Source organism: Streptosporangium pseudovulgare, from assembly GCF_014648055.1.
GTDB classification, from domain to species: Bacteria; Actinomycetota; Actinomycetes; order Streptosporangiales; family Streptosporangiaceae; genus Streptosporangium; species Streptosporangium pseudovulgare.
Genome location: NZ_BMQJ01000022.1, coordinates 1 through 23432 on the forward strand (window position 1 = coordinate 1; position 23432 = coordinate 23432).

General features: G+C 75.3%; 19 protein-coding genes. 14 read left to right on the plus strand and 5 right to left on the minus strand.

What is annotated here, in order from left to right; genetic code table 11:
• The 3 genes from IEZ10_RS40585 to IEZ10_RS32225 all read left to right on the plus strand — a co-directional run.
• On the plus strand, positions 1-110 hold a 110-nt coding region (locus IEZ10_RS40585; protein WP_444545404.1), incomplete at its 5' end, for a golvesin C-terminal-like domain-containing protein.
• A gap of 190 nt (positions 111-300) precedes the next feature.
• Complete coding sequence (locus IEZ10_RS32220; RefSeq protein ID WP_189250299.1) at positions 301-1209, plus strand: universal stress protein; 909 nt, start codon at positions 301-303, stop codon at positions 1207-1209.
• A 14-nt stretch (positions 1210-1223) separates the two neighbouring features.
• Positions 1224-2063: a CBS domain-containing protein gene (locus IEZ10_RS32225; protein WP_189250300.1), complete on the plus strand. Its 840-nt coding sequence runs from the start codon at positions 1224-1226 to the stop codon at positions 2061-2063.
• Positions 2064-2113: 50 nt separating this feature from the next.
• Here the strand turns inward: IEZ10_RS32225 and IEZ10_RS32230 are convergent, their stop codons facing one another.
• Positions 2114-2815 (minus strand): CBS domain-containing protein, encoded by a 702-nt coding sequence (locus IEZ10_RS32230; RefSeq protein WP_189250301.1) that lies wholly within the window; start codon positions 2813-2815, stop codon positions 2114-2116.
• Between the two features lie 173 nt (positions 2816-2988).
• On the opposite strand from IEZ10_RS32230, the gene IEZ10_RS39435 reads away from it, so the two are divergent.
• Positions 2989-4830 carry a sensor histidine kinase gene (locus tag IEZ10_RS39435; RefSeq protein WP_229811866.1) on the plus strand — a complete coding sequence of 614 codons (1842 nt, stop codon included), beginning with the start codon at positions 2989-2991 and terminating at the stop codon, positions 4828-4830.
• Between the two features lie 218 nt (positions 4831-5048).
• Here IEZ10_RS39435 and IEZ10_RS32240 read toward each other — a convergent pair whose 3' ends face one another.
• The 3 genes from IEZ10_RS32240 to IEZ10_RS32250 form a co-directional block, all read right to left on the minus strand.
• Positions 5049-5456 carry a pyridoxamine 5'-phosphate oxidase family protein gene (locus IEZ10_RS32240; RefSeq protein ID WP_189250302.1) on the minus strand — a complete coding sequence of 136 codons (408 nt, stop codon included), beginning with the start codon at positions 5454-5456 and terminating at the stop codon, positions 5049-5051.
• A gap of 256 nt (positions 5457-5712) precedes the next feature.
• Entirely contained in the window at positions 5713-6339 is a 627-nt protein-coding gene (locus IEZ10_RS32245) for a CBS domain-containing protein (RefSeq protein ID WP_229811867.1), read from the minus strand.
• 324 nt (positions 6340-6663) lie between these two features.
• On the minus strand, positions 6664-8157 hold the full coding sequence (locus IEZ10_RS32250; RefSeq protein WP_189250304.1) for a bifunctional aminoglycoside phosphotransferase/ATP-binding protein: 1494 nt from the start codon (positions 8155-8157) through the stop codon (positions 6664-6666).
• A gap of 318 nt (positions 8158-8475) precedes the next feature.
• Here IEZ10_RS32250 and IEZ10_RS32255 point away from each other — a divergent pair, with 318 nt between their 5' ends.
• From IEZ10_RS32255 to IEZ10_RS32280, 6 genes are all read left to right on the plus strand, one after another.
• On the plus strand, positions 8476-8802 hold the full coding sequence (locus IEZ10_RS32255) for a PadR family transcriptional regulator (protein WP_229811868.1): 327 nt from the start codon (positions 8476-8478) through the stop codon (positions 8800-8802).
• The gene (locus IEZ10_RS32260) at positions 8799-9683 is read left to right on the plus strand and encodes a hypothetical protein (RefSeq protein WP_189250306.1); all 885 of its coding nucleotides are present in this window, start codon (positions 8799-8801) and stop codon (positions 9681-9683) included. The genes IEZ10_RS32255 and IEZ10_RS32260 overlap by 4 nt, the downstream gene beginning before the upstream one ends.
• Before the next feature lie 69 nt (positions 9684-9752).
• Positions 9753-10613 carry a hypothetical protein gene (locus IEZ10_RS32265; protein ID WP_189250307.1) on the plus strand — a complete coding sequence of 287 codons (861 nt, stop codon included), beginning with the start codon at positions 9753-9755 and terminating at the stop codon, positions 10611-10613.
• A 172-nt stretch (positions 10614-10785) separates the two neighbouring features.
• On the plus strand, positions 10786-12516 hold the full coding sequence (locus IEZ10_RS32270; RefSeq protein WP_189250308.1) for a peptidoglycan-binding protein: 1731 nt from the start codon (positions 10786-10788) through the stop codon (positions 12514-12516).
• Positions 12509-13183, plus strand: coding sequence for an ABC transporter ATP-binding protein (locus IEZ10_RS32275; protein WP_189250309.1), 675 nt, complete (start codon positions 12509-12511; stop codon positions 13181-13183). Before IEZ10_RS32270 ends, IEZ10_RS32275 begins: the two co-directional genes overlap by 8 nt.
• Before the next feature lie 2 nt (positions 13184-13185).
• Positions 13186-14361 (plus strand): ABC transporter permease, encoded by a 1176-nt coding sequence (locus tag IEZ10_RS32280; protein WP_189250310.1) that lies wholly within the window; start codon positions 13186-13188, stop codon positions 14359-14361.
• Between the two features lie 115 nt (positions 14362-14476).
• Here IEZ10_RS32280 and IEZ10_RS32285 read toward each other — a convergent pair whose 3' ends face one another.
• The gene (locus IEZ10_RS32285) at positions 14477-16591 is read right to left on the minus strand and encodes a glycoside hydrolase family 44 protein (RefSeq protein ID WP_229811869.1); all 2115 of its coding nucleotides are present in this window, start codon (positions 16589-16591) and stop codon (positions 14477-14479) included.
• 271 nt (positions 16592-16862) lie between these two features.
• On the opposite strand from IEZ10_RS32285, the gene IEZ10_RS32290 reads away from it, so the two are divergent.
• The 4 genes from IEZ10_RS32290 to IEZ10_RS32305 all read left to right on the plus strand — a co-directional run bounded on the left by IEZ10_RS32290 (position 16863) and on the right by IEZ10_RS32305 (position 23429).
• A complete protein-coding gene (locus IEZ10_RS32290) occupies positions 16863-18695 on the plus strand; it encodes an NAD(P)H-dependent oxidoreductase subunit E (RefSeq protein WP_229811870.1) in 1833 nt (610 codons plus the stop codon).
• Positions 18692-21409, plus strand: coding sequence for a formate dehydrogenase subunit alpha (fdhF, locus tag IEZ10_RS32295; RefSeq protein ID WP_229811871.1), 2718 nt, complete (start codon positions 18692-18694; stop codon positions 21407-21409). Before IEZ10_RS32290 ends, fdhF begins: the two co-directional genes overlap by 4 nt.
• 72 nt (positions 21410-21481) lie before the next feature.
• Complete coding sequence (locus IEZ10_RS32300; protein ID WP_229811872.1) at positions 21482-22378, plus strand: universal stress protein; 897 nt, start codon at positions 21482-21484, stop codon at positions 22376-22378.
• A 139-nt stretch (positions 22379-22517) separates the two neighbouring features.
• Positions 22518-23429 (plus strand): universal stress protein, encoded by a 912-nt coding sequence (locus tag IEZ10_RS32305; protein ID WP_189250313.1) that lies wholly within the window; start codon positions 22518-22520, stop codon positions 23427-23429.
• Positions 23430-23432: the final 3 nt, after the last annotated feature.

The window sequence follows — 23432 nt, forward strand, 5'->3', positions numbered from 1 at the left end:
TCGGCACCTTCTCCCTCAACGCCGGCACCTACAACGTCGTCGGCGTGAGCCGCTGGACCGCCGGCACCGGCTACGTCATCGCCGACGCCGTCCGCGTCACCAAGGTCTGAGGGCCCGCGCGGACGGGGTGAGGGGCCGTCCGCGCGGGCGGGAACGGGGAACGACGCCGGACCGCGGGGCGGCCCATGACGGGGCCGTCCACGCGGGCGGGGGACGAGGGCGGAAGGTCCCATGCCGGTGGGACCTTCCGCCCTGCCCTTCCGGAGGCCCCCCTCCCGACCATGGGAGGGGGTGAGAAGGATGACCGAGACCCGCGAGGTGGTCGTCGGCTACGACGGCTCGGACTTCTCCATGCAGGCTCTGGAATGGGCGATGGACGAGGCGGAGCTGCGGCAGCTGCCGCTGAGGGTGGCCCACGCCTGGCGCTGGCCGTACGGCCAGGCCGAGGAGGAGGTGAAGCTCCACCTGCGCAAGGCGGCCGAACACGTGCTGTACCACGGCGCCGACTGCGCCCGCTCGTGCAGTTCGATCACCGAGGTGGCCACCGACCTGTACGAGGGGTCCGCCGCCGAGCGGCTGGTGGAGCTGTCGGCCCGCGCCGAGCTGGTCGTGGTCGGATCCCGTGGCATGGGAGCCCTGGCCAGGACGGTCCTGGGGTCGGTCGCCGGCTACGTCGCGGCGCACGCGTGCTGCCCGGTGGTCGTGGTGCGCGGTCCCGGCCCGATCCCCGTGCCGCTGCACCGGGGAGCCGTGGTCCTGGGCATGGCCGCGGACACGCGCGACGAGGCGATCGGGTTCGCCTTCGGCGAGGCGGACGTCCGGCAGCTCAGCCTGGTGGCGGTGCGGGGCGTCTCCCTCCAGCCGGCGTCGTGGCTGTCGCAGGGGCCGCCGGCGACCGAGCCGGGGACCGTCACGAAGACGGCCGAGGGCGAGATGACCGAGCGGTTGCGGCCATGGCAGTTCAGGTACCCGGAGGTGGCCGTCCGGGTTCACGGCGTCGCCGGGCCGCCGAAGGACGTCCTCGCCGACGTCTCCAGGGAGGCGAGCCTGATGGTGGTCGACGGGGCGCGCGGGCACGGGCGGCTGGGCTCGGTCACCAGATCGATCCTCCAGCGCAGCGCGTGCGCCGTCGCGGTCGTCCCGGTGCCGGTCCTTCCGGAGGAGGAGGACGTCGCGCCCGCCGGGGTCGCGCAGGCCGGGGCCGACTAGGTTGGGAGGGGACCATGGTCATGCGGGTCAGGGACGTCATGGGCAGGGTGGCCATCGCGGTCCAGCGTGACGCGACGTTCGCCGAGCTCGTCGCGACCATGCGCCGTTTCAAGGTGGACGCCGTCGCGGTGGTCAACGCCGACGGGCGTCCGGTCGGCACGGTGTCGGAGGACGACCTGCTGCCCGGCGGAACCGACCTCCCGTCCGGCGGAACCGACCTCCCGCCCGGTGGGACGGACCTCCCGTCCGGTGGGACGGACCTCCCGTCCGGTGGGACGGACCTCCCGTCCGGTGAGGCGGGCCTTCCGCGCGGCGAGGACGCGCCCGCGGGCGGCGGGCGGTGCCCGGACCGCCGGAGGATCATGGAGATGACCGCCGAGGAGCTCATGGCCAGCCCGGCGCTCACGGTCGTGGGGGAGACCCCGGTCCGGGAGGCGGCCCGCCTGATGCACGTCAACGGGGTCAGGCAGCTGCCGGTGATCGACGCCGTCAGCGGCCGGATCGCCGGGACCGTGCACCAGGCCGACCTGCTGAGGATCTTCGCCCGGCGGGCGCCGGAGGTCCTGGCCGACGTGGCGGCGGCCGTGGCCCGGCTGCGGCTGGACCCCCGTACGCTCACGATCTCGGTGGACGCCGGCGTGGTCCGCATCCAGGGGAGGCTGGCCAGGCGGTCGCAGATCGCCGGGCTGGCCGAGGCCGCGCAGCAGGCGGACGGCGTCGTCGACCTGCGGATCGACGTCACCTACGACCACGACGACCTGGCCGACGACCTGACCGGCGAACCGGCGGACCGCCCGGCGGAGGCCGCCGGGACCGGCCGGGTGACCCTGGCGAGGACGGCCCCGGAGGACTGAGGGCGCCCCCGCGGAGTGGAGGACTGAGGGCGCCCCCGCGGAGTCCGTGGCTACCGGCCGCTCCAGGCCGGGGTGTCGTCCAGGGTCCACCGCAGCTCGTCCACCACGTCGACCACCCCGTTGACCCGCTGGACCATCCGTGTCGCCAGGCGGGCGTCGCTGCGCCGGTGCATGCGCCCGGTCAGGGTGACGACGCCCTGACGGACCGTGGCGGAGACGGTGCTGGGCTCGGCCCACAGGGTGCGGTCGAGGATGTCCCGGCGCACCTCCTCGGCGATGTCGGCGTCGTCGCGGACGAAGACCTTCAGCAGGTCGTGGCGGCTGACGATGCCCTGGAGGACGTCCTCGGCGTCCACCACGGGCAGCCTCTTGACCCCGTGCTCCTCCATCAGCCGCATCGCCGAGACGATCGAGGCGTGCGCCCGCACGGTGACCGCGGGAGCCGTCATCAGCTCGGCGGCGGTGTCGCCGCGGGCCTTGGCCCGGCCGTCCCCGCCCTTGGCGCTCAGGCGGTCGCGCAGCCTGGAGCGCAGCGGCGGCTGGTAGCCCTCGCGGTAGTAGCGCTCCCTGAACTCCTCCTTGCGCAGCAGATCCGCCTCCGAGACGACGCCGACGACGTGCCCCTCGGCGTCCACCACGGGGGCCGCGCTCACGCCGTGGGCGATGAGCACCTCCGCCACGTCCTTGAACGGGGTGCAGCCGTTGACCGACGCCACCTCCGTCGTCATGACGTCCTTGACCTTCACGTGCATGGCCGGACCTCCTCCGGGCTTCCCGTGCCGCTCGCATCTCTCATCACACCGCCGCGGGGGCCCGCCGGGCAGCGGCCGGAGGTCCTCAACGACGGGGACCTTCGGCCACCGGGGGCGGAATCACCGCGTACCGGTGTGGGTGCAATGCGTATTTGGTGGGGAAACTGATATGTATGGCAGATGTTGAGCCATATGCCCTGACTCCGCACATGCGACTGGACGAGCTGCTGGCGGAGCTGCAGGTGCGCCTGGAGGCGGTGCTGGCCACCCGCGACCGCATGCAGGCCCTGCTGAACGCCGTGGTGTCGGTGGGCAGCGACCTGGACCTGGAGACGGTGCTGCGGCGGATCGTGGAGACCGCCACCACCCTGGTCGACGCCCGCTACGGCGCGCTGGGCGTGGTGGGGGAGGAGAACACGCTCGTCCAGTTCCTCCCGGTGGGGCTGAGCGAGGAGGAGATCGCCCGGATCGAGCACTGGCCGCACGGCCTGGGCCTGCTGGGCCTGCTCATCAAGGACCCGTGCCCGGTACGGCTGGCCAACATCGCCGACCACTCCGAGTCGTACGGCTTCCCGCCCGGCCACCCGCCGATGGGCTCCTTCCTGGGGGTGCCGATCCGGATCCGCGAGGAGGTGTTCGGCAACCTCTACCTCACCGAGAAGCGCGGCGGCGGGGAGTTCGACGAGGAGGACGAGGCGATCGTGGAGGCGCTGGCCACCGCGGCCGGCGTCGCCATCGAGAACGCCCGCCTGTACGAGGAGACCCGCCGCCGGGAGGTGTGGCTGCAGGCGTCCTCCGACGTCACCACCGCCCTGCTGTCGGGCGCCGAGCCCACCGAGGTGCTGACGCTGATCGCCGGGCGGGCGCGGCGGATGGCGGGCGCCGACGCGGTGGCGGTGCTGCTGCCGGACGGCGACGGCCGTCGGCTGCGGGTCGTCATCGCCGAGGGCCCCGGCACCGCACCGGACATCCAAGACGTCCCTGATGTTTCGGATGCCGGAGAAGGCAGCCGGGACGCGCCGGATGCCTCGGACACCGCGGGCGGCGGCCGGGACGCGCCGGGAACGCCGGACGAGTGCGGCGGTCACGCCGGTGGACGGCTGTGCCCGAAGGTGGGCGCGTCCACCCTGGTGTCCGGCTCGCTGGCCGGGCAGGCGTTCGCCTCCGGTGAGCCGTTCATGGTGACCGACCCCGTCGGCGGCTCCCTGCCGGGCAGGGCCGACCCGGCGGCACCCGGACCGGCCGCGGCGGTGCCGATCGGCGCGGCCGGCACGGTGCGCGGGGTGCTGTCGCTGGCCAAGCGCCCCGGCCGCATCCCGTTCAGCCAGGTCGAGCTGCGCACCCTGCACGCCTTCGCCGGGCAGGCGGCGATCGCGCTGGAGCTGGCCGAGAGCCGCATCCACGCCGAGCGCCTCGGCCTGCTGGAGGACCGCGACCGCATCGCCAAGGACCTGCACGACGTGGTCATCCAGCGCCTGTTCGCGACCGCGATGACGCTGATGAGCGCGGTGCCGCTGATCGAGCGGCCGCAGGCCGCCACCCGGGTGCAGAACGCCATCGACGAACTCGACAGCACCATCCGGCAGATCCGCTCGACCATCTTCGCCCTGCAGAGCCCCGACGGCGGCGACGACGGAGGGCTGCGCGGGCGGATCACCACGCTGGTCGAGGACGCCGGCGCGCACCTGGGCTTCCGGCCCGCCCTGATCATGGACGGTCCCCTGGACAACGGGGTCCCGCCCGAGATCGGCGACCACCTGCTGGCCGTACTGCGCGAGGCGCTGTCCAACGTGGTCCGCCACGCCAAGGCCACCCGCGTCGGCGTGCACGCCGGGCTCGCCGGTGGCCGGCTGACCCTCCTCGTCGAGGACGACGGTGTCGGCCTTCCGGCCGACGGCCGCCGCAGCGGCCTGCGCAACCTGCGGGAACGCGCCGACCGGCTGGGCGGCGCCTTCCACGTCGACGTCCCGCCCGGCGGCGGCACCCGGCTCACCTGGAGCGTTCCGCTGGGCTGAGCGCGTGGCGGGCCGAAGGACGGCGGACCCGTCGCGGGTCGTCACGGCGTACCGGGTTGCGGCCGTCCGGGCGACGCGCCGTTCGAACCCCTCGGCCGGGGGCCGCGGTCGGCCTGCATACCCCGAACTCCTCGGCCGGGGGGCCCGCGGTCGGCCTGCGCGTCCCGAGCTTCTCGGCCAAGGGGCCGCGGTCGGCCTGCGCGCTCCCGTCGGCGCCGCTAACGGTGGACGCGCCGGCCGGAGATCCGCTCGATGTGGAGCACGATGAAGTGGTCCCCGCAGCCCGTGGTCCACGCCGTCAGCGGCAGCCCGGTCAGCCGGGTGACCTCCTCGGGGTCGTGGACGGTCCGGGTCCGCCCCACGGCGGTGACCGACCAGCCGGTGCGGGCGTCGGTGTCGAAGTCGTCCGCCTCGAAGGCCACCACGGTGTCCCGGGTGGCGGCGGCCACCTTGGAGGAGGAGTCGGTGCAGATCACGATCTTCCCTCCGTCGACGTAGAAGTCGACCGGCTCCACCGCGGGAAGGGCACGGTCGGTGAAGACGATCCGGCCGATCGGGGCCGACGACAGCAACTTCACGCACTCCTCCCGGGAGAGCGTGTGCGGCCGGATCGAGTCGATGTCCATACCTGAAGCTTCGTCGAGGGAGGCCCCGGCGGTTGAGGGGAGAAGGTCCCCTTCTCGCGGACCATGGCCCCGTGCCGTACGGACCTTCGGCCCCACGGCCCTTCGGCGGTGCTTTCCGGGGCCCGCTTCCACGGATCTTCGCCGCGGCGAGGACCGGCCCGGGGGCCGCGACGGGTGGAAAACCGCCTGGGCGACCGCGGCGGGTGAGAAGCCGCCTGGACGGCCTCGGCGGGCGAGGAGATCCGCGGGACCGGCCTTAAGATCCCTGCCCGACGGGCACGTTGTCCCGGTCCCACAGAAGCTCGTCGATCACGCCGACGACGCCGTCGACCCGCAGCATCATCGTCAGGGCGGTCCGGGTGTCGCCGCGCAGGGTCATCGTGCCGCTCAGCGTCACCACGCCGTTCCTGACGGAGACACGCACCCGCGAGGTGTCCATCCACAGCGAGCGGGTCAGGACGTTCCGGCGGATCTCGCGCTCGATGTCCCGATCCGGCCGGACGAACGGTTTCAGCAGGTCGCGGCGGCTGACGATGCCCACCAACCGGCCCAGACGGTCCACCACCGGCAGCCGCTTGACGTGGTGGTCGCGCATCAGGCGGCAGGCGTCCGTCAGCGGCGCGGTCTCCCGGACGGTGATCGCGGGGGAGGACATCAGCCGCCGGGCGAGGTCGCACCGGCCCGCGCGGCGGTCGCCGTTCCAGGCCGTGGTCCCGGGCGGGTCCTCCGGCTCCTCGCGCAGCAGGTCGGACTCGGAGACGACGCCGGTCACCCGGCCCTCGGCGTTCAGCACCGGCACGGCGCCGACCGTGTGGGCGACGAACATTGCGGCGATCTGCTTGAAGCAGGCGTCCTCGCGGACCGAGATCACCTTCCGGGTCATGACGTCTCCGACGTTGACGCACATCGTGCCTCCAGCCCCGCCCGGACGGGGCGGGTGCCCGTGAAGGATCCCGGCCCGCACGTGTGAGGCGACGGTACGGACGGCGCATTGCGAAGAACTGACTCACCTCACACCCAGAAGACTGGGCGCGCGGATGGCCGTCCTCTAGAGGCTAAATGCCCTTTTGTGAGGGACTGTCGGCCCTGTTTGTTTGTCAGGGACTGTCTGCCCTGTTTGTCCTGCGGCGTGGAAAACCACCCGTCTCGCACGGAAACACTTCGGTCCGGGCGGAGACCGGGGCGGTGGCCGCCGCGATGCCCGCGCTCACCCGGGCTCCAGGAGGGGGCGGTGGAACCGTACGGAGGACGGCTCCGGGGCGGGGCGGATCGCCGCCAGCGCCCGTTCGAGCGACCGCTCCAGCGGGACGCCGGTGTCGATCACGACCGCGCCGGGCCACGGCGCGGCCCGCGCCGCCAGCTCCGCCGCGATCTCCGGACCGGCGTCCGAGATCCCCCCGGTACGGCTCGCGAGCCGGTCGGCGACCACCTGCGGCGGGGCGGTGCAGCGCAGCGCGAACAGCTCGCTGGACGCGCCGTCGGCGACGGCTCCGGCCGCCGCCCGGTGCGCGGCGTCGGTCCAGGAGGCGTCGAGGACGACCGGCTCGCCGTTCCGCAGCAGCCTGCCGGCCCGCGCCAGCAGCTCGCCGTAGGCGCGTTCGGTGTGCTCCCGGTCGTAGACGCCCTCGCCGAAGGGGGCGGCGGCGGACCGCTCGGGGGTGACGCCGGCCAGTTCCTTGCGGACGCGGTCGCTGCTCAGCAGCGTCACGCCGAGCCGGTCGGCGATGGCCGCGGCCAGGGTCGACTTGCCGGTGCCGGGCGTCCCGCCGACGAGGATCAGCGGCACCGCGCCGGCCCGCAGGTGGCGCAGCGTGAGGCCGGCGAGCTCACGGGCCTGGCGCGCCGCGCCGGGGTCGTGCTGGGCGTGCCGCAGGCAGGCCACCTTGACGCGGACGAAGGCCCGGTAGGCGACGTAGTGGTGCCACAGCGTGGGCGGGGCGGGGTCGCCGGAGAACTCGGTGTACCAGTGCAGGAACAGCTCCGCCGCCCGGGGCGCGCCCAGCCGTTCCAGGTCCATGGCGAGGAAGGCCGCGTCGTCCAGGCCGTCGAGGAAGCGCAGCCGCTCGTCGAACTCCAGGCAGTCGAGGATCCGCGGCCCGTCGTCCAGGCAGAAGACGTCCTCGGCGAGCAGGTCGCCGTGGCCGTCCACGATCCGGCCGTCGGCGACGCGGGCGGCGAACAGGGGGCCGCGGCCGTCGAGGAAGCGCAGCGTGCGCCCTTCGATCTCGTCCAGCACCGGGGCGCCGACCACCTGCTCGGGCAGTGCCCTGACCTGGCCGAAACTCGCCGTCCACCGCGAGCGCAGCGCCGCCACGCCGCCCTCCCGGTCGATCCGCGGGCCGCGGCGGGCCCGGCCGTGCATGCCGGCGAGCGCCCTGGCGATCCGGCGCAGGTGGTCGTCGACCGGCTCACCCGTCCGGACCAGCTCCGACAGCCGCCGCTCCTCGGGCATGCGCCGCATCACGACGAGGTGCTCGCAGACCCGCCCGTCGGGGCCGACCACGTCGGCGACCCCCTCGTAGACGTCCGGGGCCAGCCGCCGGTTGAGCTCCACCTCCTCCTGACAGACGGCCCGTCGGGCTTCGACGGAGGTGAAGTCGAGGAAGCCGAGATTCACCGGCTTCTTGAGCTTGACGGCGCGATCCCCGAGGAGGATCACGACGCCGGAGTGCGTCTCCCTGACCTGCGCCCACGGTTCCATCGATCACGCCTCCGCGTCCCGGTCCGGCCGCCCGGCCGGCGCCGCCCGGCCCCGCGCTGTGGGGCGGACGTCCCCGATGCCCGTCCCTTACCCCCGGCCGCGCCTCCCGACGCGGCCCGGCGGCGTCCGGGGATGGGAAAGCGCAGGTGAGCGCCGCCGGAACGGGTGCGCATCGGGAAACGGGCCTGGCACGCGTCCGGGAACGCGGGGCGTCCGCTCGCTCCCGGCCGGGGGACCGGCGGGGCTCGGTGCGCGTCCGGGACCGGGCGCCGTGCGCGCGGGCGGGCGGCGTATGCCGGGCGTGTTATGTTCTGCGGCATGCCCAGGGGGACCGGTGAAGTCAGTGAACCCATGTACTACGTGCTCGTCGCGCTGCTCGACGAGCCGTTGCACGGCCACGCGATCCTGAAGGCGGTGGCCGAGCTGTCGGGGCGGCGGGTGAACCCGTCCGTGGGCACCCTGTACGGCATCCTGGAGCGGCTGAACGACCGGGGCCTGATCGCGGTGGACCGCGAGGAGACGGTCGGCGGTCGCAGCCGGCGCTACTTCCGTCTGGCGGAGGACGGCCGCGGCGTGCTGGAGGCCGAGGCCCGGCGCATGCAGCGGGCCGCGTCCCTGGTCATCGACCGCCTTTCCCCGGCGTGACCCCGATCGAACGCCGCTACCGGCTGCTGATGCGGCTGGCCTACCCGCGTGGCTACCGGTCCGACCACGGCGAGGAGGTGCTGGGGGTCCTCCTCGACTGCGCCGAGCCGGGCCGTACGGTGCCGGAGGCGCGGCAGGTGGCGGGGCTGGTCTCCGGCGGTCTGCGGGAGCGGGTACGGCAGGCGGCGCGGGGGGAGGCCTGGCGGGACGGCCTGCACCTCGGCGTGACGGCCGTGATGGCGGGGCAACTCGCCGCGCTGCTGCCCTACGCCGGGCGGATCGGGGTATGGGTGCTGGTGTCCGCCGCCGGGCTGCTGGCCGTGTCGCGTGGGCGGGTCTGGCCGGCGCTGCTGTGCGCCGCGCTGAGCGGGGGCAAGGCGCTGCTGCTCGCCGCGGCGTGGCAGCCGGTCGACGTGACCCTTCTGCCGGTGTACCCGGGGTTTCTGACCGACCGCCCGCTGTTCGCGGCGAGCGGGCCCGCGGCGGTGGGGCTGGGGTACGCGGTGGTGTGCTGCGGCCTGCTGGTGCTGACGGCGGGACCACCGCCGGGGCCCAGGTCGTCGTGGTGGTGGGCGGCCGTGCCGGTGGCGGCGTGGGCCGGGCCCGGCCTGCTCGCGATCGAGGCGACGCTCCCGGTGGGCCTCGGCAGGCTGGTACTGGAGGTCGGCCTGCTCTGTCTCGGCGTGTGGGCGGCGCGCACGGCCCGTGACGCGCGCTGGGCGCTCGCCGCGGCGCTCCACCTGCTGGTGGTCTCGGGCCAGCTCACCGAGCGGCTGACCGAACTGACCCGGCAGCACCTGACGTACTGGGGCCTGCTGGCCGCGCTGACGGCCACGGCGGCGCTCGTGCCGGGCGATCGGCGGCGCGCCGTCCCGAACTGACGCCGGGCGGCATCCGGGGCGCCGTCCCGAATTGACCATACTCCGTTGAACGGAGTATGGTCCCCTGCCATGCCTAGAAGATCACTTGCGGCCCTGGCCGTGCTCTGCGCGCTCGCGGGGTGCGGGACGAGCCCCTCCGCCCGGTCCGCGACCCCGTCGGCGCCGCCGGACGACACGGCCCGCCGGATCCAGTCCGTGCTGGCGGACTGCATGAAGGGCGAGGGTTTCACCTACGTCCCGTTCGTGCCGCCCCCGCCGTCCCTCCCCGAGGGAATGCAGAAGGCGGCCGGCGGCGACTACGCCGCGATGAAGGCGGAACGCTCGAAGACGGGCTTCGGCGTCTTCTCCACCCTGGTCTACCCCCACGACTTCACGGACATCGGCGAGCCCGGCGCCGATCCCAACTGGAAGATCCAAAGAGATCTGTCGCCGGCCCAGCAGAAGGCCTACGACAAGGCGGAGACGTCGTGCCAGGGGCGGGCGATCACCAAGGTCACCGGCAAGGTCGTCAGGTCCGAGGAGGACAGGTTCACGCAGCTGAACCAGGTGATCGACCAGACCGTCCGGCGCGAGCTGGACGGCGACCCGGCGCTTGCCGAGCTCGCCTCGGCCATGTCCGGCTGCCTCTCCCGCCAGGGCTACAAGGTGACGTCCGCCAAACCGACGGACATGGCGCTCCGGGGAGAGAGGGCGTTCACCGCGCAGAAGGACGAGGTCGCCAAGAACGACGACATCCCGGACACGGATCTCCCCGAAGGGAAGTACTACGATCCCACGCACCTGAGCGCCAGTGAGGCCCGCCGCCACCTGGATCAGGAGATCAAGGCGGCCCTGGACGACCTCGAGTGCGGCAAGGACTTCTACCCGGCGTACCTGCCCAAGTTCCATGAGATCGTGCGGCGGGTCCAGGGCGAGTTCGGGGTGAGCTGACGATGGCCGCACGACCGCGTCCGCTCCGGCCGCCCGCGCCCCCGGAGACGCGGCCCGCGGCGAGAGCCGCTGATCCCGCCGGGGGGAAGCGGCCCCCGGCGACGGCCGCCGGGCCTTCCGGCCAGAGGCCGGACAGGCCGCGGGAACGTCCGGCGAACGGCACGGCCCGCCGATGAGATCTCCACGCAAGGTCCTGCCCGGGGCGCTCGCCGGAGTCCTGCTGATCGCGGGCGCCGGCTGGGCGGTCGGCACGCGGCTGCGCTCACCCGCGGAGGAGGCGGCGCTGCGCAGGCCGCCGAAACCGTCGCTGGTCACCGCGCCCGTCGAACGCGTCCGGCTGACCAGCACGGTCGTCGTCAGAGGAACGCTGGAGTACGGCTCCCCGCTCGCGATCACGCTGGCCGGCGTCGTCGGCGGCGACGACACGGCGCAACGGGTCACCCGGGCGCCGCGCCCCGGCAGGCTCACGGAGGGCGGCCTGCTCATGGAGGTCAACGGCCGCCCGGTGTTCGTCCTCGCCGGCCGGGTGCCGATGCACCGCACGATCGTCCCCGGCGCGAAGGGCGCCGACGTGCGGCAGCTCCAGCGGACGCTGCGCCGCCTCGGCCACGCGGCGCCCGTCACCGGGGTGTTCGACCGGGCCACCATCGCCGCGGTCACCCGCTTCTACGCCCGGAAAGGGTACACGGCCCAGCGGCCGGCCCTGGAGGCCCGAGAGCGGCGCGAGACGCTGCGCAAGGCCGTGCGGACCGCCAGGCAGACCCTCGCCGCGGAGAGCCAGGCGCTCGACGCCGCCGGGGACGTGGCACCGCAGAAGACCAGGGCGGCCAACGCCAGAGCGGACCTGAAGGCGGCCGAGCGGGAGCTCGACGCGGCCGATCGGCAGCCGTACACGCCCGAGGACCAGGCCAGACGGGACGCGGCCGAGGCCACGGTGCGCGCGGCGGAGGAGAAGGCGCTGGAGGCCGAGCAGGAGCTCGCCCGCGCCGCGTCACCCGGGCCGACGCCGTCCGCCCAGCCGTCCCCTCAGCCGCCCGCCGACACCCGGCTCCTGGACCTGCGGGTCGCCAACGCCCGGCGGGAACTGGACGCCGCACGGACCGCCCTCGACCGGGTGGAACATGAGGCCGCCCAGGCGCGGCGCACGCGTCTGGAGGAACTCCGCAAGACCGTACGCGACCGGAGGGAGGCGCTGCTGACGGCGGAGCAGGCACTGCGGCAGGCGAAGCGGGTCTCGCCGGCGCGGCTCAAGGTGGCCGGCGCGCGTGAGGAACTGGCGGCCGCCAAGGCGCTGCTGGCGGAGTTCGAGCGCACCTACGGCACCACGATCCCGCCCGGCGAGATCATCTTCCTGCCGAAGCTGCCGGCACGCCTGAACAAGGCCCAGGTCAAGGCCGGTGAAACGGTCGAGAAGGCGGTCGCCACCGTGACGAGCTCGTCGTTCGTCGTGGCCGGCACCGCCGAGGCCGCCGACGCCGACCTGCTCAAGAAAGGCATGAAGGCGGTCATCGAGACCGACGCGGGCCGTACGTACCCCGGCACGCTGACCGCCGTCGGCGAACAGGCGGCGGGGACGGCCGAGGAGGACCGGAAGGCGGGCGGCGAGGGCCGGGCGGGCTCCGAACCCGTCCTCGTCACGCCCGGCGAGGCCAAGGGCCTGAAACACCAGGCGGGAAAGGCCGTCACGGTCCGCGTCACGGTCGGCGCCACCGAGTCGGAGGTGCTCGCCGTCCCGTCGGCCGCCGTGGTCACCGCCGCCGACGGCCGGCCGCGGGTGCAGGTGGAGGTGGCGCCGGACCGGGTCAAGGAGGTCCGGGTGCGGACGGGGCTCACCGCGCACGGCAAGGTCGAGGTGATCGGGGACCTGCGGCCGGGCGACCGGGTGGTGGTCGGCGGTGTCTGAGCCGGTCATCGAACTGGTGGGGATCGGCCGCGACTTCTCCGCCGACCCGCCGGTGCGCGCCCTGGCGGACGTCTCCCTGCGGGTGGGACGGGCCGACTACGTGGCCGTCATCGGCCCGTCCGGCTCCGGCAAGTCGACCCTGCTGAATGTGCTGGGCCTGCTCGACCGGCCGTCCGCCGGCAGCTACCGGCTCGACGGCGTCGAGACGACCACGCTCGGAGACGGCGCCAGGACCAGGCTGCGCGGCCGGCGCATCGGGTTCGTCTTCCAGGCGTTCCACCTGCTGGACCACCGCAGTGTGGCGGAGAACGTGATGCTGGCCGAGGTGTACGGCCGCCGGCCCCGGCGCGGCCGGCGCGAACGCGCGCACGCCGCTCTGGAGCGGGTCGGGCTGGGCCACCGCGCCGTCTTCCCTCCCGACCGGCTGTCAGGCGGCGAACGGCAGCGGGCGGCCATCGCCCGCGCCCTGCTCGGTGAGCCGTCCCTGCTGCTGTGCGACGAGCCCACCGGCAACCTCGACAGCCGCAACACCGAGGCGGTCCTCGACCTGTTCGACGAGCTGCGCGACCAGGGCCTGACGATCGTGGTCATCACGCACGAGGCCGAGGTCAGCGAGCGTGCCGCCCGCCGCGTCAGGATCATCGACGGCGTGCTGGCGGAGGTGTGAGGATGCACGTGCGCGACCTCGCCGGCGAGGCGTTCGCCGGCATGCTGGCCTGTCCCGTCCGGACGGCGCTCACCACGCTCGGGACCGTCCTCGGCATCACCACGCTCGTCGTCACGCTCGGTGTGGCGGCCACGGCGGGCAACCAGATCGTCGGCCGGTTCGATGAGCTGACCGCCACGTCCGTCACCGTGGACGTGCCGGAGCACGACCCCCCGCTCGTCGCCTGGGACGCGGTCGAGCAGGTCACGCGGCTGCGCGGTGTGACCTCCGCCGTGGCCCTGGCCGAGAGCGAGGCCGCCGCCAACGTCGCCGTGCGCGCCAACCGCCTCGTGGACCCCACCCGGGCCGCGGGCCGGACGCTCACCGTGCTGGCCGCCACCTCGGGGCTGCCGGAAACGGTGCGCGGGCGCATGGTGCAGGGCCGCTTCTTCGACCAGGGCCACGTGGACAGGGGGGAGAGGGTCGTGGTGCTCGGCGAACAGGCGGCCAGGATGCTCGGTGTCACCCGTATCGACCGGGCACCCGCCGTCTTCATCGGCGAGCAGCCCTACACGGTCATCGGCGTCCTCGGCGAACCGCGCCGCGAACGCGCCCTCGCCGCCGCCGTCATGGTGCCGTCCTCCCTCGGCCCCCGGTTCGGTTTGCGCCACGTCACCCGGGTACTGGTCGCCACCGGCCTCGGCGCCGCCGAACTGATCGCCCGCCAGGCGCCGGCCGCGCTCAGCCCCGGCAACGAGCACCTGCTCCTGGTCGGTTCCCCGGCCACCCCGGCCAGGGCCCGCGACGCCGTGGCGGGCGACGTCGAGGCCCTGTTCCTCGTCCTCGGACTGGTCTCGCTGGTCGTGGGCGCCGTCGGCATCGCCAACGTCACGCTGGTCACGGTGATGGAGCGGACAGCCGAGATCGGGCTGCGCCGGGCGCTCGGGGCGGCGCGCAGGCACATCGCGGCGCAGTTCCTGCTGGAGTCGACACTGGTCGGGCTGACGGGCGGGGTCATCGGCGCCGCCCTGGGGGTGGTGGCGATCGTCGCGGTGTCGGCCGTCCAGCGGTGGACGCCCGTCCTCGACGTGCGTCTCGCCCTGGCCGCACCGGGCGCGGGAGCCGCGGTGGGGCTGCTCGCCGGGCTGTATCCGGCCCTGCGCGCCGCCCGTATGGAGCCGGTGGACGCGCTGCGCTGATCACCCGCCGGGCGCTGGGGATCTGGAGCGCCCGGGACGCCGGGGACGCGTCCCGGCGGGGCCGCCGCGGCCGGTGCGGTCACCGGCCGCGGCGGGGGAGGGGAGGGCAGGCGGGTCAGCCGGTCCGGCAGGGGGAGCCGTTGAGGGTGAAGGCGGTGGGTCTGGCGTTGGCGGTGCCGCCGAGGGAGGCCAGGAAGCCGAACTCGGCGCTGCCGCCGTTCGCGGCCAGGGTGCCGTTCCAGGAGGCGTTGGTGACGGTGACGGCGGAGCCGTTCTGGGTGTGGGTGCCGTTCCAGGACTGGGTGATCTTCTGGCCGTCGGTGAAGGCCCAGCCGGCCTTCCAGCCGTTGACCGGGGCGGCGCCGTTGTTGGTGATCTTCACGCCGCCCTGGAAGCCGCCCTGCCACTGGCCGGCGACCGTGTAGGTCACCGTGCAGGCGGCCGGCTTCGGCGTGGGGGTGTCGTCGACCGTGGGCGTCGCGCTCGGCGTGGCCGTCGGGGTGACGCTCGGGGTCGGCGTGGCCGTGGGGGTGGCGCTCGGGTCCGGGGTCGGGGTGGGTTCGGCGCCGCCCTCGGGGATGACGACCGTGCTGATGGAGTCGGCGGGGAAGGTGCCGGTGTAGCCGTTCGCGCCGACCCGCTGGTCGGCGGCGCGCTGGATCGCGGTGAGGTCCGCGGCGCTGTAGTGGTAGGTCTGGGCGGTGGAGACGCCGGTGCGGCCCTTGATCGCGATGTCGCTGGTGAGGTCCTCGCCGGTCTTGTTGACCACGACGAGGGTCAGGGCCCCGTCGCCGCTCCGCTCGGCGGCGTAGACGGCGAGTTTTCCCTGGTCGGTGCTGGTGGCGGCGACCGCGGTCTCGCCGAACGCGCCGCCCTTGCCGTCGTAGTTGCGGTACATCCGGAACGCGTACGCGACCGGGTCGGTGCCCTTGGGCGCCGTCCACAGCGCCGCCAGGTCGAGCTTCTCCCGGCCGAAGACGCCCAGCACGTCGGCCTCGGCCAGCGCGCCGTTGATGTGGCCGTAGGCGCCCCAGCTGTACTCGGTCATGGCGATCTTGGTGCCCGGGTAGTGCCGGTCGACCAGTTCCCGCATCCGCGGGATCATCCGCACCGGCTGGTTGATCCAGCTCTCGTCCACGTAGGTGGGGTCCCACAGCTGGCGGGTGGAGCGCAGCCGCAGCGCCTGGGTGGCGGCGTCGCCCGCGTCGGCGGCGCTCACGCCGGACTGCTGCGGGTAGAGGTGGTTGTCGAAGTAGTCGAGGATCCGGACGCCGTTCTCGTCCTCGTACGCCTTCATCTGGTCGAGGTACCACGGGCCCAGGTCCTGCCCGCCGTGCGCCGCACGGTCCGGCGGGTCGCCCCAGCAGCCGGTCCGGTTGCAGGTGTCCTGGTCCAGGCCGGAGTAGAAGATCGAGTTCAGGCCCCAGCCGACCGGGCCGAGGGTCTTGGCGCCCGGGTCGGCCTCCTTGACCGCCGCGGCGTACCGGTAGGTGCGGTCGCGCAGCTCGTCGTAGCCCAGCCCCTCGGGGCGGACGTCCCGGTGGGTCGCGTGCCACAGGTCGGGCTCGTTGTCGAGCTCGTAGTACTTCACCCCGCCGTCGGCGGCGGCGCCGTACCGGCCCTTGAGATGGGTGATCCAGTCCTTGACGTACTGCGGGCCGGCCTCGACGCCGGTGTCCTTCGGGTCGTTGCCGGTGATCGGGGTGCCGTCCGGCTTCCTGCCGTCGCCGCAGTCGGGGGCCCAGGGGTCGGTGGACCGCTGCGCGCCGTACTTGGCGACGCTGAACCCGCACGCCCTGGCCCGCTCCTTGGCCACCCAGCCGATCAGCGGCAGGGTCAGCATGGTCCGCGTGCCGGTCGCCCGGTCCCGCTCGACGAACCGGTCGGTCTCCGAGCCGTTCGGCAGGGCCGACGGGTCGGGGTTGTCGTTGGGGATGTTCTCGAAGTACCAGTCCGAGGCCCGGTTGGTGGTGTCGTTGCGGAAGTTGTAGCGGGTGGTCGCGTTGCCGCCCCAGCGGTGGACCGGCAGCCGCAGGTCGCGGGCGAGCGCCTCGTCGGCGAAGTTCATGCCGTAGATGTCGGGGCTGATCGCGTGCCGGCCGGAGACCGGGTCGACGCTCAGCGCGGGGCCCGCGACGGCGGCGCCGGCGAGGCCGGTCAGCTGGCCGAGCCCCAGGCCGGCGGCCAGCACCCCGGCCACGGCCGACAGGAGCGCGTTTCGTTGACGCACGGTGGGTTTCCTTCCGATGCTGCGGCGGTCGTGAGCCCTCCCTGTGGGAGCGCTCCCACAGGGAGGGTGGTGACCGGTCGGTCCGCTGTCAAGGAAACGCTTTCCGTACGGCGGGCAACGGCAGGTCGGCGCTGAAACTTTCCCCGTGGGCGCCCCGGGCCGGACCGGGCGGGCCGGCGGCGTGCGGAGGACGGTAGAGAAGCGGCAAAAGTCCCATCGCGGTACTCCCATGGCACCAAGGGGGCGAACCGGTCTGGTTCATCATGGGTCTATGAACGCGGTCGCCCGCTGGGACGCCTTCCGCGCGCTGGCCGACCGGCGCGGACGTCCCGGTGCCCGGCTGATCGACTCGCTGGCCGGGGCCGCCGCCACCGTGCCGGACGGCCCGGCGGCGTGGGCCCCGCGGATGGCCCGCGCCTTCGGCCTGCCGGCCGCCGCGGGCCTGGGCCCCGCGACCTTCTACGCCGACCTCGCCGTCCCGCACGGCCGCCGCCACGTGCGGGTCTGCACGGCGGCGGCCTGCTTCGCCGCCGACGCGGGCCGCCACCTGACCGAGGTGGAGGAGACGCTCGGCGTCGCCGTGGACGGCGTCACCCCGGACGGCGAGGTCTCGCTGCAGGGGGTGCGCTGCCTCGGCTACTGCTACGCGGGCCCCGCCTGCCTCGACGGCGACGTCCCGTGCGCCGGCCCCGATCTCGCCGCCCAGCTCTCCGGCCGGGTGCCGCCGCGGGCGCCGTCGATCCCGGCCGCCGACGCCACCGGAGACCCGGTCGTGCTGGCCGGGATCATCGGCCGGGAGACCGCCTGGCAGGTGTGGCCCCGGGTGGTACGGGAGGGCGACCCCGCGCGGGTGGCCGCCGAGGTGGCCGCCTCCGGGCTGCGCGGGCGGGGCGGCGCCGGGTTCCCGGTGGCCGCCAAGTGGGCCGCCGCGGGCGGCTCGCCCGCCACCGTGGTCGTGGCCAACGGCGACGAGGGGGACCCCGGCTCCTACGCCGACCGGCTGCTGATGGAGTCCGACCCCGATCGGGTGCTGGAGGGGGTCGCGCTGGCCTGCTTCGCCTGCGGCGCCCGCCGGGCCGTGGTGCTGGTGCGCTCGGAGTATCCCCTGGCGCTGGCCGCGATGCGGGCCGCGGTGGACCGGGCCCACGCCGCCGGGCATCTGGGCCTCGACGTCCACGGCACCGGCGTCGGCCTCGACGTCCGCGTCGTCGCGGGAGCCGGCTCCTACGTCGCGGGTGAGGAGACCGCCCTCATCGCCGGGCTGGAGGGGGAGCGCGGCTGCGCCCGGCCCCGCCCGCCGTACCCGGTCCGGGAGGGGCTGTGGGGCGACCCGACCGTGGTCAACAACATCGAGACGCTCGCCGCCGTGCCGTGGATCGTGCGCCGGGGCGGCGCCGCCTACGCCCGCCGCGGCACCCCGGCCGAGACCGGCACGAAGCTGGTCTGCCTGTCGGAGCGGTTCGCCCGCCCCGGCTGCCACGAGGTCGAGCTGGGCACGCCGCTGTCGCGCATCGTCACCGAGCTGGGCGGCGGCCTGCGCGACGGCGCGGAACTCGCCGCCCTGCAGATCGGCGGGCCGCTGGGCGGCTTCCTGGCCCCCGACCGGCTGGACGTTCCGCTGACCGAGACGGCCCTGGCCGCCCGCGGCGCCGCGCTCGGGCACGCCGGCCTGGTCGCCTTCGACCGGCGCCCGGCCCCGCGCGACGTGCTGCGCCACGTGTGGGCCTTCGCCGCCGCCGAGAGCTGCGGCGCCTGCTCGCCCTGCCGCGTCGGCTCCCGCCGCGGCCTGGAGATCGCCGGGTACGGCGGGCCGCCCGGCGGCGGCGCTCCCGGCGGTCCCGGCGGTCCCGGTGCTCCCGGCGGTCCCGGTGCTCCCGGCGGTCCCGGTGCTCCCGGCGCCGCGGACGGCGCCGCCGGAGAGGAGCGCCCGGCGGCTGACGGCGAGACCCCGGCGGCGGACGGCGGGCCGCCCGGCGAGGAGTACGCGCGGCTGCTGCGGGTGATGGACCGGGCCAGCCTGTGCGCTTTCGGCCGCCGGGTCCCCGCCGCCGTGCGCAGCCTCGCCCGCGCCTACGGCGACCGGCTCGAAGGGTGGGACCCGTGAGCCCCGCGAAGGATCCCGGGGCGGCGCCGGTGAAGGTCGCGGTGGACGACGTCGTCGTCCAGGTGGGCGAGGACGCCTCGCTGCTGGACGCGGCGCGCGCGGCCGGGGCCGGGCCGGCGACGCTGCCCGCGCTGTGCCACGACGACCGCCTGTCGCCGGCCGGCTCCTGCCGTACCTGCCTGGTGCGGGTCGGCGGGCACGTCGTGGCCGCCTGCGTGACCCCGGCGGCCGGCGGCGCCTCCGTGGAGGTCGCCTCGGGGGAGATGGCGGAGCTGCGCCGCGAGGCCGTGGAGCTGATCGTGGCGGGCCTGCCGCCGCGCGCCCTGGCCGGCGACGCCGACAGCGAGCTGGCCGAGGCGTGCCGGGCGCTCGGCGTCGGGCCGGAGGCCGCCCGCGCGCCGGGCGGGCGCGGCCGGGACGACAGCCACCCCTACGTCCGCCTCGACCGCGACCTGTGCATCGCCTGCGGCCGGTGCGTGCGCATGTGCGCCGAGGTCCAGGGCACCTTCGCCCTCACGCTGACCGGCCGCGGCGCCGACACGGTCGTCGCCCCCGGCACGGGCGGGCCGTGGATCGACTCCGACTGCGTGGCCTGCGGCGGCTGCGTCAACACCTGCCCCACCGGCGCGCTCACCGAACCCGGCCTGCCGCTCGGCGGCCGGGCGGCGGTGACCGCGCGCACCCGCACCACCTGCGGCTACTGCGGCGTCGGCTGCTCGCTGGAAGTGCTGACCCGCGACGGCGAGGTGGCGGCAGTGCTGCCCGATCGCGGCGGCCCGGTCAACCGCGGCCACGCCTGCGTCAAGGGCCGCTTCGCCCACGGCTTCCTGCGCTCACCCGACCGCCTCACCCGGCCGCTGCTGCGCCGCGACGGCCGCCTGGAGGAGGCCACCTGGGCCGAGGCGCTCGACCGCGTCGCCCGGGGACTGCGGGCCGCCGTCGCCGACGGCGGCCCCGGCGCGGTGGCGGCGATCTCCTCGGCGCGGGCCACCAACGAGGAGAACTACCTGCTGCAGAAGCTCATGCGGGTCGTCCTCGGCACCAACAACGTCGACAACTGCTCCCGGCTGTGCCACTCGCCCTCGGCGGCCGGGCTGACCGCCTCCCTGGGCCTGCCCGGCGGCACCGACGCCTTCGAGGACGTCGAGCGCGCCGACTGCCTGCTGCTGACCGGCGCCAACCCGGCCGAGGCCCACCCGGTGGCCGGCGCCCGGCTGCTGCGGCAGGTCCTGGAACGGGGGACGCGGCTGGTCGTCGCCGACCCGCGGACCGTCGGGCTGGCCCGCCACGCCGACGTGCACCTGCGGCCCCGCCCCGGAACCAACGTCGCCCTGTTCCACGGGCTGGCGCACGTCCTGCTGGCCGAGGGGATGATCGACGAGGCGTTCCTGCGGCGGCGCGCCGCCGGCCTGCCGGAGCTGGCCGCGCTCCTCGACGGCTACCCGCCGGAGCGGGTGGCCGCCCTCACCGGCGTCCCGGCCGCCGACCTGGTGGCCGCCGCCCGCCTGTACGGCCGGGCCGAGCGTCCCGCGATCGTCTACGGCCTCGGCGTCACCGAGCACCTGCACGGCACCGACGGGGTGCGGGCGCTGGCCAACCTGGCGATCCTGCGCGGTGCGGTCGGCACCGGCCGCGGCTTCGGGATCAACCCGCTGCGCGGCCAGAACAACGTCCAGGGCGCCTCCGACATGGGTGCGCTGCCCGACACGCTGCCCGGCTACGGCAGGGTCACCGACCCGGCCGCCCGGCGGCGGGCCGGGGCCGTCTGGGGCGCGCCGGTCCCGGAACGGCCGGGCATGCGCATCCCGGAGATGTTCGCCGCCGCCCGCGCCGGGACGCTGCGGGCGCTGTGGATCATGGGGGAGGACGTCTGCGCCACCGATCCGGACGCGGGCCGGGTCGCCGAGGCGCTCGACGCCTGCCCGCTGGTGATCTGCCAGGAGCTGTTCCCGTCGGAGACCGCGCGCCGCGCCGACGTCGTGCTGCCGGTGGCGTCGTGGCTGGAGAAGGACGGCACCTTCGTCAACTTCGACCGCCGCTTCCAGCGGGTCCGTCCCGCGCTCGACCCGCCGGGGGAGGCCATGGCCGACTTCGCGGTGATCCACGCCGTCGCCGCCGCGCTCGGCGCGGACCTCGGCTGCCCCACCCCGGCCGCCGCGCTGGCCGAGTGCGCCGAGGTGGCCCCGCTGTTCGCCGGGCTGTCGCACGAGCGGCTGGACGCCGAGGGCGCCGTCCCCTGGCCGTGCCCGGACCCCGCCGCCCCCGGGGAGGCGAGCCTGTACCGGGAGCGGTTCGCCACCCCCGACGGCCTGGCCCGCCTGGCCGCCCCGCCGTACCTGCCGCCGGGTGAGACGCCGGACGACCGCTACCCGCTGGTCATGGTCACCGGGCGGCGCTGGGCGCACTACAACTCCGGCACCATGACCCGCCGCACGGGCAACCTCCTGCTGGACCCCGACGACCGGCTCGACCTGCACCCGGCCGACGCCGCCCGGCACGGCCTCGCCGACGGCGCGCCGGTGGTCGTGGAGAGCCGGCACGGCCGGGCCACGCTGCTCGCCCGGCTCACCGACGAGGTGACCCCCGGGCAGGTGTTCTGCGCGTTCCACTTCCCCGGAAGCGGGGTCAACACCCTCACCTCCGACCACACCGACACCGTGACGTCGTGCCCGGAGTACAAGGTGACGGCGGTACGGCTGGCCAGGGGCGGCTGAGACGGCCGCCCGCCGTCCCCGGACACGGGCATCGAGGGGAGCATCGAGGGGAACAGCATGGCGAAACCGCGGATGAGACGACGCAGGGTCGTGACCGGCTACGACGGATCGGACCACTCGCTGCAGGCCCTGGAGTGGGCCATGGACGAGGCCGAGCTCAGACGGCTCCCGCTGACCGTCGTCCACACCTGGCAGTGGCCGTACGGCGAGGCCGGTGAGGCCGGCGAGGACGCCGGGGACCGCGGCCGGCCGGCGGCCGGGCGGGTGCTGCGGCACGGCGCCGACTGCGCCCGGGCGTGCAGCACGATCGTGGAGGTGGTCACCGACCTCTACGAGGGGTCCGCGGCCCGGCGGCTGGTGGAGCTGTCCGCCGACGCCGAGCTCGTCGTGATCGGCTCCCGCGGGCGGAACGCCCCGGCCCGGTCGGTGATCGGCTCCACGGCCTCCACCGTCGCCGCCCACGCGCGGGCCCCGGTGCTCATCACCCGGGGGACCGGCCCGATCCCCGTGCCGTTGCACCCCGGCCCGGTGGTCCTCGGCCTGAAGGACACCACCGCCGACGAGGTGCTGGAGTTCGCCTTCGAGGAGGCGGCCCTGCGGCGGCTGCGGCTGCTCGTCATGCACGCCGGCCACCCGCACCACCTGACGGCGTGGGGCGTCGCCATGGCCCCGCTGCCCGACGTCGACGACTCGGCCCGGGTCTGCCGGGAGTGGGTGGACGAGCGCCTCGCCGGCTGGCAGGAGAAGTATCCGAAGGTCGCCGTCGACGTCTGCCTCAGCACCACCGCGCCGAAGGAGGCGCTGCTGGAAGCGTCGGCCGAGGCGACCCTCCTCGTGGCCGGGGCCGGGCGGTCGGCGCTGCTGTCCGGGCACCTGGGGCTGGTGACCCGCTCCCTGGTCAGGCACGCCTCCGGTCCCGTCGCGGTCGTGCCCCCGCCGCGGGACCCGCCGGTCCCGGCGGGTCCCTGAGAGCGGGTCTCTCCGGGAGCGGGCCCCGACGGCGGGCCCCTCGAGAGCAGCTCCCCGGGAGCAGGAAGCAGGGAGCAGGAGACAGCGGGCAGGAGACAGCGAGCAGGACAGCGGACGGCGACACGGACGGGAGGAAGCCATGGGCGGGCAGGTGGTGGCCGGCACGGACGGATCGAGGCCGGCGTCGATCGCGGTGAAGTGGGCGGCCGACGACGCCGCCCGGCGCGGGTGCGGCCTGCGCGTCGTCCACGTCTGCGAGCCGTGGGCCTACGACCTGCCGTACGTGCAGGTGCCCGGCGTCCAGGCGCCCGGGGCGCAGGTGCCCGGCGCACGGGTGCCCGGGGCGCCCGTGGGCGTGTCACGCGCCTGCGAGGAGCTGCTCGCCGCCGCCGTGGACCTGGCCCGCGAGCAGGCGCCCGGCGTGGAGGTGACGCCCGTGCTCGTCACCGGGCGGATCATCGAGACGCTGCTGGAGGAGTCCCGCCGGGCGGCCCAGGTCGTCGTCGGCAGCCGGGGCCTGGGCGGCTTCGCCGGCATGCTGGTCGGGTCGGTCGGGGTGGGCCTGGCGGGCAGGGCGGCCTGTCCCGTGGTCGTGGTGCGCGGCGCCCAGGAGGCCGTGCAGGGCGAGGTCGTCGCCGGCTTCGACGGGTCGGCGGCGTCCCGCGTCGCGCTGGAGTACGCCTTCGCCGAGGCCGCCCGCCGCGGCGCCCGTCTCCGCGTGGTCTACGCCTGGCACGCGCCCGTGATGACCCCGTACGCGGCCGGCTGCTCGTCGCTGGCCGAGGACGCCCTCGCCTCCGGCCGGGAGGCGGTGCGCGGGGTCCTGGAGTCGTGGATCAGGGACCACCCCCAGGTGGAGACGGCCGAGACGTCGGTCTGCGCCCACCCGGTGTCCGCCCTCTGCGAGGCCTCGGCTCAGGCCGACCTCGTGGTCGTCGGCTCGCGCGGCCTGACCGGGCTCGGCTCGCTCGTGCTGGGCTCGGTCAGCCGGGGGGTGCTGCACCACGCCCACTGCCCGGTCGCGGTGGTGCCGTCCCCGGAGGAGGAGTGAGGG

What these genes read in the sequence shown, in the direction of transcription:
- IEZ10_RS32220 (WP_189250299.1), top strand. Translation starts at nt 301, where the DNA reads ATGACCGAGACCCGCGAGGTGGTCGTCGGCTACGACGGCTCGGACTTC.
- IEZ10_RS32225 (WP_189250300.1), top strand. Translation starts at nt 1,224, where the DNA reads ATGGTCATGCGGGTCAGGGACGTCATGGGCAGGGTGGCCATCGCGGTC.
- IEZ10_RS32230 (WP_189250301.1), bottom strand. Translation starts at nt 2,815, where the DNA reads ATGCACGTGAAGGTCAAGGACGTCATGACGACGGAGGTGGCGTCGGTC.
- IEZ10_RS39435 (WP_229811866.1), top strand. Translation starts at nt 2,989, where the DNA reads ATGGCAGATGTTGAGCCATATGCCCTGACTCCGCACATGCGACTGGAC.
- IEZ10_RS32240 (WP_189250302.1), bottom strand. Translation starts at nt 5,456, where the DNA reads ATGGACATCGACTCGATCCGGCCGCACACGCTCTCCCGGGAGGAGTGC.
- IEZ10_RS32245 (WP_229811867.1), bottom strand. Translation starts at nt 6,339, where the DNA reads ATGACCCGGAAGGTGATCTCGGTCCGCGAGGACGCCTGCTTCAAGCAG.
- IEZ10_RS32250 (WP_189250304.1), bottom strand. Translation starts at nt 8,157, where the DNA reads ATGGAACCGTGGGCGCAGGTCAGGGAGACGCACTCCGGCGTCGTGATC.
- IEZ10_RS32255 (WP_229811868.1), top strand. Translation starts at nt 8,476, where the DNA reads ATGCCCAGGGGGACCGGTGAAGTCAGTGAACCCATGTACTACGTGCTC.
- IEZ10_RS32265 (WP_189250307.1), top strand. Translation starts at nt 9,753, where the DNA reads ATGCCTAGAAGATCACTTGCGGCCCTGGCCGTGCTCTGCGCGCTCGCG.
- IEZ10_RS32270 (WP_189250308.1), top strand. Translation starts at nt 10,786, where the DNA reads ATGAGATCTCCACGCAAGGTCCTGCCCGGGGCGCTCGCCGGAGTCCTG.
- IEZ10_RS32280 (WP_189250310.1), top strand. Translation starts at nt 13,186, where the DNA reads ATGCACGTGCGCGACCTCGCCGGCGAGGCGTTCGCCGGCATGCTGGCC.
- IEZ10_RS32290 (WP_229811870.1), top strand. Translation starts at nt 16,863, where the DNA reads ATGAACGCGGTCGCCCGCTGGGACGCCTTCCGCGCGCTGGCCGACCGG.
- IEZ10_RS32300 (WP_229811872.1), top strand. Translation starts at nt 21,482, where the DNA reads ATGAGACGACGCAGGGTCGTGACCGGCTACGACGGATCGGACCACTCG.
- IEZ10_RS32305 (WP_189250313.1), top strand. Translation starts at nt 22,518, where the DNA reads ATGGGCGGGCAGGTGGTGGCCGGCACGGACGGATCGAGGCCGGCGTCG.